This window comes from Halogeometricum sp. CBA1124, assembly GCF_009741955.1.
GTDB lineage: Archaea > Halobacteriota > Halobacteria > Halobacteriales > Haloferacaceae > Halogeometricum > Halogeometricum rufum.
This window is the reverse complement of record NZ_WPCD01000218.1, coordinates 1-5948: the sequence shown is the minus strand read 5'-3', so window position 1 is coordinate 5948 and position 5948 is coordinate 1. Positions and strand designations below refer to the sequence as shown.

Genomic DNA, 5948 nt, shown 5'->3' with positions numbered 1-5948 from the left:
GAGGGCGACGCCCGCGAGGACGTCCGGCGGGGCGGTGAAGACGTTCGGGAGTCGAATCAGGTCGCGTAGTCGCTCGCGACTCGCCGGACCGACTCGACTCCGAGTGCGTCTCCGACGCCCGTCGCCATCCGTCAGGCCCACCCGTGGTCGCGGAGGTAGTCCATCGCCCCCTGCGCCGTCTCGGCGGCCGTCTCCTGGTACGGGTAGAGTTCGACCGTCACGTAGCCGTCGTAGCCCGAGTCCTCGACGGCCTGCAGGAAGCCGTCGATGTCCATCGCGCCGTCGCCGAGTTGGGTGTGTTCGTGCGTGCGGTCGGCGGGGATGTCTTCGAGGTGGTAGTGCCGCGTGTACGGCGCGAGCGTCTCGACCAGTTCCGCGGGGTCCTCGCCCACGCAGAACAGGTGCCCCGCGTCGAAGTTACAGGTGATTCGGTCGGAGTCCACGCGGTCCATCAGGTCGAGGAACTGGTCGGACGTCTCTATCAGGAGGTCGGGTTCGGGTTCGACCATCACGTCCACGCCCACGTCCTCGGCCTTCGCGGCGAGTTCGTTCAGTCCCTCGACGAACGTGTCCGTCGCCCACTCGCGGGACTTCCCCTCGGGAATCGGGCCGCCGGGTTCGATGGATATCTTGTCGCAGCCGAGTTCGGCCGCGGCGTCCAGCGAGTCCAGCGTGTAGTCGACGCGGCGGCGGCGGTAGTCCTCGTCTGCCTCGACGAACGAGGGGTGGTGGAAGTCCTCGATGGCCGTCAGCATGAACGCGTTACAGTTGCTGATCTCGAGGTCGTTGGCGTCGAGGGCGGTTCGCACCTCGTCGTACTCCTCGCCCGTCGCCTCGGGCGGGTAGAGGAACGGCTGGTCGAACAGGAGTTCGATGCCGTCGTAGCCCGCGTCCGCGACGGCCTCGATGGCCCCGACGGTGGAGTACTCCCGGAACGCGTTCATCGAGAAGCCGAACTGGAGCGACATGGGTCACTCGGCCTCTGCGCCCTGCGGGGGGTTCTCGTCCGCCGACTCCGCCGCGACGGCGTCCGCGTAGTCGAAGTGCGGCGACTGCGAGAAGAACTCCAAGGGGTTCTCGAACAGCAGTTTGCGCACCTCCTCGCGGTCCCAGCCGGCGTCTATCATCGCGTCGCGGGCCTTCGGGACGGCGAGTGGGTCCGAGTCGTCCCAGTCCGCCGAGGAGTTGATGATGCGTCGGTCGGTGCCGTACTCCTCGAGCAGGGGCATGACCTCCTCGATGGATATCTTGCCGGGGTAGAGCGTGAACCCGAGCCAGCAGTCCGTCGCCGCCGTCGTCTCCATCGTGTCCGGTTCGTTGTGGTCGATGATGATGCGCTCCTGCGTGACGCCCATCTCCTCGATGATGTCCACCGTGCGTTCGGCACCTTTCGGCTTCTCCGTGTGCGGGAGGTGGATGATGACCGGCTGTTCGTGTTCCTCGGCGAGTCTGAGTTGCTCGCGGAAGGCCCACTCCTCCTCGTCGGTCTGGAGGTTGAAGCCGATCTCGCCGACGCCGACGACCCGGTCGCGTTCGAGGTACTCCGGCAGGCGGTCGATGACCGCCTCGGACATCTCGCGGTCGACGGCCTCCTTGGGGTTGATGGAGACGGTGACGTAGTGATCCATCCCCGCCACCCGGTCGGCGCGTTCGGTCTCGAAGTCGATGATGTGCTCGAAGTAGTCGAAGAACGATTCGGGATACAGTTTGTCCGACCCCGACCAGAACGAGGGTTCGATGACGCACTCGATGCCGGACCGTCGCATCTCACGGTAGTCATCCGTGGTCCGCGAGGTCATGTGCGCGTGTGAGTCGATGAGGCGCATGGACCACACTCCGGATCAGTCGGGCTTTGTTACCGGCATCCTACAGGTTTAGGCTCCGAGAAAGCTCGTGATACGCCCCCGGTAGCAGTCGGTTAACGAGCCGTTCGAACGAGGGTATTCGACCGATTTCGGCGGCCTCCCGCGTGAAGCAGACGCATAACTAACCGCGTTCCGTCCGCCGTCCAGTACATGACGCGAACGCGAACGGGTGTCTGGTTCGTCGGCGCCCGCGGCAACGTCGCCACCACGGCCATCGCCGGGGCGCGCGGCATCGCCCGAGACACGACGGACCGAACCGGGATGGTCACCGCCCGGGAGCCCTGTACCTCACTCGAACTCCCACCGGTCGAGGGGTTCGTCTTCGGCGGCCACGACATCGCCGATAGACCCCTCCTTCACACCGCGACCGAACTCGCCGACTCGGACATCGTCGACAGGCGGACGCTCGAAGCCGTCGCCGACGACCTGCGGGAGATAGACGACCGCATCGAGACGGGCACCGCCCAGAACTGCGGGAGCGCCGTCTCCTTGGCCGACGGCGACACGCTGGACCGCGACCACACCGTCGGGGAGGTGGTCGAGCAGATTCGCGCGGACTACGCCGACTTCGTCGCCGAGACGGGCGTGGACCGTCTGGTCGTCGTCAACCTCGCCTCCTCGGAACCGCCCGTGAGCGAACCCGAGCGGTACGACACGCTGGCCGCCTTCGAGGAAGCCGTCGAGTCGGACGACGCGGACCTGCCGGCGAGTTCGCTGTACGCGTACGCCGCCCTCTCGGCGGGTCACCCCTACGTCAACTTCACGCCCTCCACCGGGAGCGAACTCGGCGGCCTGCGCGAGTTGGCCGAACGCGAGAACGTCCCGCACGTCGGCCGCGACGCCAAGACGGGCGAGACGCTCCTGAAGACCGCTCTCGGGCCGATGTTCGCCGGCCGCAACCTCGACGTGATGTCGTGGGACGGCTTCAACATCCTCGGCAACGGCGACGGCAAGGTGCTGGAGGACGACGAGAACAAGGCCGGGAAACTCCAGAGCAAGGGCGGCGTCCTCTCGAACATCCTCGGGTCGGAGATGCACAACCGGGTTCGCATCGACTACACTCCCTCCCTCGACGACTGGAAGACGGCGTGGGACCACGTCCACTTCCGCGGGTTCATGGGGACGGAGATGAGCCTGCAGTTCACGTGGCAGGGCGCGGACTCATCGCTGGCCGCCCCCCTCGTGTTGGACCTCGTTCGCCTCGTCGCCCACGCCGACGAACGCGGCGAGGGCGGCGTCCAGACCCACCTCGCCTCGTTCTTCAAAGAGCCGATGGACGTGGACGAACACGACCTCTCCCGGCAGTTCGCCATGCTGGAGGCCTACGTGAACGACCACGCCGACGGCGCGAACCCCGACCCGGCGACGCCCGTGCGGACGGACGGCGCCGGCGGTGACGACAACACGACGGACGGAGACGACGACGCTCCCGACGACACGGCCCGCGGCGACGCGGGGGGCGAACGATGACCGGGACCGACCGCCCCGCAGAACGGGTCGTCGTCCTCGACGTGGTCGGCCTGCAACCCGAACACGTCGACGGCGAGACGACGCCGAACCTCGCCGGCCTGTTCGGCGACGGCGCGACGACGGGCGTCGTCCCCCCGTTCCCGTGCGTGACGATACCCTCGCAGACGACGCTCGCGACCGGTCTCTCGCCGTCGACCCACGGCGACGTGTCGAACGCCGAGTACGACCGAGAGCGCGACGCGGTCGAACTCTGGGGTCGCGACAGCGGCGACCGACGGCGCGTCTGGGAGATGCAGGGCGACAGCGGACTCACGACCGGCGCGCTGTTCTTCCAGCACCTGTACGGCACCGACGCCGACGTGGCGGTGACGCCGAAACCCATCGAGGACGAGAACAACGACCTCATCGAGATGAACTGCTGGACGAACCCCGACGAGTTCTACGACGAACTCCGCGAGGAGTACGGCCACTTCCCGCTTCACAACTACTGGGGGCCGGCCGCCAACGCGGAGAGCACGAAGTGGATTCTCTCGGCGGCGCGCGAGGCGACGGACCGCTACGACCCCGACATGCTGTGGGCGTACGTCCCCCACCTCGACTACGCGGGGCAGAGTCACGGGCCGAACTCGGAGGCGTTCGCCGAGGCCCTCGCGGAGGTGGACGAACTCGTCGGCGACTACCTCGACTTCCTCCGCGGGACCGACCGCTGGGAGGAGACGGCCGTCGTCGTCGTCAGCGAGTACGGCTTCCACGAGGTGTCGACGCCCGTCTTCCCGAACCGAGCGCTCCGCGAGGCGGGCCTGATGGCGACGCAGGAGGCGGCGGAAGGCGGGCTGATTCCGGACCTCGCGGCCTCCGAGGCGTTCGCCGTCGCGGACCACCAGGTCGCGCACGTCTACTGCGACCAAGACGCCGTCGAACGGGCGCGCGAGGCCCTCGAACCGCTCCCGGGCATCGAACGGGTCCTCGACGGCGACGACCAGACCGCCTACGACATCGACCACGCGAACGCGGGGGACCTCGTCCTCGTCGCCGACGCTGACGCGTGGTTCACCTACTACTGGTGGGACGAGGGCGAGGACGAAGCGATGCCGCCGTACGCCGACAGCGTCGACATCCACGAGAAACCCGGCTACGACCCCTGCGAACTGTTCCTCGGCGAGGACGGCTTCGTCTCGACGGACCCCTCGAAGGTCCGGGGGTCCCACGGGCGCGTCGACTCCGAGACGACGCCGTTCTTCGGCGTCGGCGGCCCCGCCGCGCCGTCGCTCTCGCTGGACGGCGACATCGACATGCGTCAGGTCGCGCCGACGGTGCTCGACCTCCTCGGCGTCCGCGACGACGTGGCGATGGAGTTCGAGGGCGCGTCCATCCTCGCGGCGTCGAACGCGCTCGGACCGGCCGACGACTGACCGGTCGGGGACGCGAGGCCGGGCGAGTCGACTCCCCGTAGGGCCCGAACGCATCGCGGCCGCCTCGAAGCCGAAACTCGTTATTCCCCGGGCGCGCTACGGTATCGTATGACCGTCTCCTTCCGGAACCTCGACGTCTCGTGGCTCGGCTACGCCACGGCCAGAATCGAGTCGGAGTCGGGGTACGTCGTCTACCTCGACCCCGGCCGCTACGGCGTGCTGGACGACTACTACGCCCGCGACGGCGACCTGATCTGCGTCACCCACGACCACCACTACGACAGCGACGCGATACGCTCGGTGGCAAAGGAGGACGCCACCGTCGTCGTCTTCGAGGCGGTGGACGCGGACAACATCGACCGCGACGTCGAACCGGTCGCGGACCTCCCGTACGAGGTGGTCCGCGTCGGCGAGGAGGAACACCTGACGGTCGGCCCCGTGGACCTGTGGACGGTCGCCGCGTACAACGAGGCCGACGGTCCGCACACCAGAGACGACGGGAGCCTCGTCCACCCGCCCGGGTTCGGCTGTGGGTTCCTCCTGTCGGTGGACGGCACCACGGTGTTCTGGTCCGGCGACAGCGACGCTCTCGACGGCTTCGAGCGGTTGTCGGTCGACCTCTTCCTCGCCAACATCGGCGGCAGCGTCGTGATGGACCGCCACGAGGCCGCCGACCTGGCCGAGGCCCTGAACCCCGGACTCGTCCTGCCGATTCACTACGACACCATCGACCTCCTCTCGACCGACCCCGAGGCGTTCGCGGCCGACGTGGCCGCCCGCGGCGTCCCCGTCGTCCTCGAAGACCCGACGGACCACGCGGTCTGAAGTGCGGGTCCCGCGGAGAGCGTCCCGAGGTGTGGCCGCCGAATCCGCGGCAACCGTTTTGCCCCGTCCGCCCCTCGGGTAGGAGACGATGACGCCGCTCACCCCGACCGTCGACCACGGCCACCTCGAACGACGCATCCCGTACTACCGCGCCGGCGACGGCCCGCGAACGCTCGTCGTCCTCCCCGGACTGAGCGACGCCGTTCGCCGGCCGGCCGAACCGGGCGACGGCGGAGTACCTCGCCCGGGTGACCTACGCCGGACTCACCGACGAGTTCACCGTGTGGACGGTCGGCCGACCGAAGCGTCTCGACGCCGAGACGACGACGCGGGAACTCGCCGGGTCGGCCGCGACGGCCCTCGACGAACTCGACGG

The 5948-nt window shown here is 68.5% G+C and carries 5 protein-coding genes; 3 read left to right on the top strand and 2 right to left on the bottom strand.

Going from position 1 to position 5948, the window contains the following annotated elements; translation table 11 throughout:
- Positions 1–131: 131 nt before the first annotated feature.
- Together GJ632_RS18585 and GJ632_RS18580 are read right to left on the bottom strand one after the other, a co-directional pair.
- Positions 132–968: a sugar phosphate isomerase/epimerase gene (locus GJ632_RS18585; protein ID WP_191453718.1), complete on the bottom strand. Its 837-nt coding sequence runs from the start codon at positions 966–968 to the stop codon at positions 132–134.
- A gap of 3 nt (positions 969–971) precedes the next feature.
- Positions 972–1826, bottom strand: coding sequence for a TatD family hydrolase (locus GJ632_RS18580; protein ID WP_089810514.1), 855 nt, complete (start codon positions 1824–1826; stop codon positions 972–974).
- 189 nt (positions 1827–2015) lie between these two features.
- Between GJ632_RS18580 and GJ632_RS18575 the strand changes: the two genes are divergently transcribed.
- The 3 genes from GJ632_RS18575 to GJ632_RS18565 all read left to right on the top strand — a co-directional run bounded on the left by GJ632_RS18575 (position 2016) and on the right by GJ632_RS18565 (position 5572).
- Positions 2016–3335 carry an inositol-3-phosphate synthase gene (locus GJ632_RS18575; protein WP_191453717.1) on the top strand — a complete coding sequence of 440 codons (1320 nt, stop codon included), beginning with the start codon at positions 2016–2018 and terminating at the stop codon, positions 3333–3335.
- Positions 3332–4747 carry an alkaline phosphatase family protein gene (locus GJ632_RS18570; protein WP_191453716.1) on the top strand — a complete coding sequence of 472 codons (1416 nt, stop codon included), beginning with the start codon at positions 3332–3334 and terminating at the stop codon, positions 4745–4747. Before GJ632_RS18575 ends, GJ632_RS18570 begins: the two co-directional genes overlap by 4 nt.
- Before the next feature lie 108 nt (positions 4748–4855).
- Complete coding sequence (locus GJ632_RS18565; RefSeq protein ID WP_191453715.1) at positions 4856–5572, top strand: MBL fold metallo-hydrolase; 717 nt, start codon at positions 4856–4858, stop codon at positions 5570–5572.
- The last annotated feature ends 376 nt before the right edge of the window (positions 5573–5948 follow it).

Bases quoted from the DNA above. Each gene is read 5' to 3' on its own strand.
- GJ632_RS18580 (WP_089810514.1), bottom strand. From the start codon at position 1,826: ATGCGCCTCATCGACTCACACGCGCACATGACCTCGCGGACCACGGAT.
- GJ632_RS18565 (WP_191453715.1), top strand. From the start codon at position 4,856: ATGACCGTCTCCTTCCGGAACCTCGACGTCTCGTGGCTCGGCTACGCC.
- GJ632_RS18575 (WP_191453717.1), top strand. From the start codon at position 2,016: ATGACGCGAACGCGAACGGGTGTCTGGTTCGTCGGCGCCCGCGGCAAC.
- GJ632_RS18570 (WP_191453716.1), top strand. From the start codon at position 3,332: ATGACCGGGACCGACCGCCCCGCAGAACGGGTCGTCGTCCTCGACGTG.
- GJ632_RS18585 (WP_191453718.1), bottom strand. From the start codon at position 968: ATGTCGCTCCAGTTCGGCTTCTCGATGAACGCGTTCCGGGAGTACTCC.